Below are 2,696 nucleotides of genomic sequence, written 5' to 3' on the forward strand. Positions count from 1 at the left end.
TGGGCTTAAAAGTTTATATCAAAGATATGAATTTCTACGTCAAACTTAATTGAACCGCCGTATACCGAACGGTACGTACGGTGGTGTGAGAGGTCGGGGGTTAGTCACCCCCTCCTACTCGATTAAGATATCTATACAGTTAAATATGATTCATTCAACCTCTTTAATAATGTTCATTTGCTTTAATGCTTTAATTGTAATGTTTTTTGCTTCTGTTCCAGATCCACTAAGATTTACTGCAAATACCCAGGTTTCTTGATCTGTTTCTATAAAACCTATGTACCATCCTAATCCCATATCCGAAAGCCTTGTTCCTGTTTTCCCATGCAGCGTATAATTGTCTTGTTCATCTTGTATCATCATTCGTTTTACTGTCTTCTGGATTTTTTCTTTAAACGGAAGTTCTTCTTTTATAAGGTCTTCCATGAAGCCAACTTGTTCTTGGGCAGAAATCTTCAATGTGCTATCTAGCCAGAATCTATCAATTCCACCAGATATATCTCCGTTTCCATATCCCATTTGGTTGATATATTCCTGCATTTTTAGTTTACCTACATCTGTTGCGATATCTTGATAAAACCAGATGGCTGATTCTCTCATAGCGGAAGCTAATGAATGATCGCGATTCCAACTTTCGAATTCTCTTTTAACACCATCCCAACGTTTCACTTCATACTCGTCTCTTACAACACTTGCTTCCAATCCAATTAAAGAATTTGGCACTTTAAATGTCGATTCAGGAGTAAACCTTTTTGTGCTTCTTTCACTGTTATATATATACATATTATTGTTTTTTAAATTCTTAAGCACCATTGTCCCTTTTTTTCCATTAAATAATTCATCAATTTCTAGTTTCTTTGTTTTTTCAACTTTTGCTTCACTTACATTTGACAGACCTGTGAAAACCAGAATACTTGAAAGTAAAAAGAATGCTGCAAAGTAAAAAAATTTTTTAGTTGAATACTTCTTAGCCATTAACATTTTCATAAGTGTTGCCTCCTTTTTTGCTGAAGAGAGTTAAGATGTCATTTTGCTTTTATTAAGGGGATGTCTAATTGTCAATGAATCTCACCTTTCTAATTGGATTTTTATTCTAGCAATATCTAAATACTACAATTGTAATATTTAGATATTGCTAGGTTATATTCCTCTTTCCACTGTAAGTTTTTTATAAATTACTCAAAAAGTACTATTAAAGAGTCGATTATAAAATAAAAAATTTCATTCTTTAGTAACTGACAAATTAGGGATTTTTAAAATAGCGAAGGAACAACCATCTGAGGAGCTATTAATCAAAACTGAATAAATTGGATTATTAAAGGTTAAAGGATTTTATACGGGTTTGTTTAATCTTACTGAACTGAAGTTTTTCTCTTACTTCGATTTAATTATGAGAATTCCTTAATTTATTCCACAATCTGGTCCTTTAATGGAATAGCGTTTCATGAAATTCTTATTAAGATCACATAGGTTTACACCAATGTTTTGAAGGGTAAATAAAAGCTAAGTGTCAACTTTTGTTTAGGTTGTCACTGAGCTTTTATTAAACTACTTTTACTATAAAAATAACCATACATAGATTAACAGTGGATCGAATAAAATTATGTTCGAATCAAAATAATTGTGGATTTCATATCCTTTGTATGAAGCAACAGATAAAGTTTAATTTGACCTAATTCTTTAGAGATCGTGCGGATTGAAATATTTGTTACATTTTTTGGGGCTTTATGCAATATAATACGGAATAAAATCTTACATTTTAATAGTTTAAAATACATTTTTAGCTTATTCTTGATACAAGATATTAATACGCGTTAGGTACAGGATAGTAAAGCTTTTAAGCTAGGTAAGAAGTTTCGATTAGGTTGACACTCAGCTAATGCAACATGTTATCAAATAGAGGGATAAACTTTTTAATAAACTTTTACATAAAATCTATCAAAACTTAAAAAATCACATTTACAATATAGAAAAAAAGGAAGGGGAAAGACCAAAATGTACAAGTATATAATTAATGTATTATTCAAGGGGAAAATTTATCAAACCAATGTAATAGCTAACAAAAACAAATCAGAAGAAGAAGTGTATCAAATTGCAAAAGAGCAAATTTTGAAACAATGGGCAGGTTAAACAACAACATAGGTTATTAATTTCACCGATTAAAGTGAAACATGCTCCTTTTGCCATATACATATAGGTCAAAACCAATGATTTGAAGATAAATAAAAGCTAAGTGCCAACTTGATCTGCCCCGTAAATGTTAGACACCAAACTAACATTTACGGGGTGTTTTAATGGCCAAATTTACAACGGAAGAAAAAATTCAAATTGTATTAAGGTATTTAAAAAGAAATGAAAGTATTAATAAAGTTGCGGAAGAAGTTAATGTTAGTCCTCCTATCTTAAGTGGATGGATACGCCTTTATGAACAATTTGGTTTAGAAGCATTTATTAAATCCTATACAAGTTATTCTGTAGAGTTTAAACTAAATGTACTCAAGTTTATGAAAGACACGGGTATATCCTCTTATGACGCAGCTGCCATTTTCAATATTTCTTCACCAGGCTTGATCCGAAACTGGCGCAAGTTATTTGAGACTGGAGGAATTGATGCCCTACATCCAAAGAAAAAGGGGCGATCATCCATGAAAAAAGAAACAAAAACTAATGTTAAAAAACAATTACCAGTTGAAGGA

The 2,696-nt window shown here is 31.3% G+C and carries 3 protein-coding genes; 2 read left to right on the top strand and 1 reads right to left on the bottom strand.

The window, feature by feature from the left end; all coding sequences use genetic code 11:
• Window positions 1–150: 150 nt before the first annotated feature.
• The gene (gene blaOXA / locus WQ54_RS17550; RefSeq protein WP_231597560.1) at window positions 151–987 is read right to left on the bottom strand and encodes a class D beta-lactamase; all 837 of its coding nucleotides are present in this window, start codon (window positions 985–987) and stop codon (window positions 151–153) included.
• Window positions 988–1,995: 1,008 nt separating this feature from the next.
• Here blaOXA and WQ54_RS17555 point away from each other — a divergent pair.
• Window positions 1,996–2,130, top strand: coding sequence for a BA3454 family stress response protein (locus tag WQ54_RS17555; protein ID WP_046515064.1), 135 nt, complete (start codon window positions 1,996–1,998; stop codon window positions 2,128–2,130).
• Between the two features lie 164 nt (window positions 2,131–2,294).
• The coding region (locus tag WQ54_RS17560) for an IS3 family transposase (RefSeq protein ID WP_046585921.1) at window positions 2,295–2,696 on the top strand (402 nt) is incomplete at its 3' end.

The organism is Bacillus sp. SA1-12, assembly GCF_000981385.1.
In the GTDB taxonomy this organism is placed as follows: Bacteria; Bacillota; Bacilli; order Bacillales; family Bacillaceae; genus Metabacillus.

Coding starts and splice junctions, on each gene's coding strand:
- WQ54_RS17555 (WP_046515064.1), top strand. CDS start 1,996: ATGTACAAGTATATAATTAATGTATTATTCAAGGGGAAAATTTATCAA.
- blaOXA (WP_231597560.1), bottom strand. CDS start 987: ATGAAAATGTTAATGGCTAAGAAGTATTCAACTAAAAAATTTTTTTAC.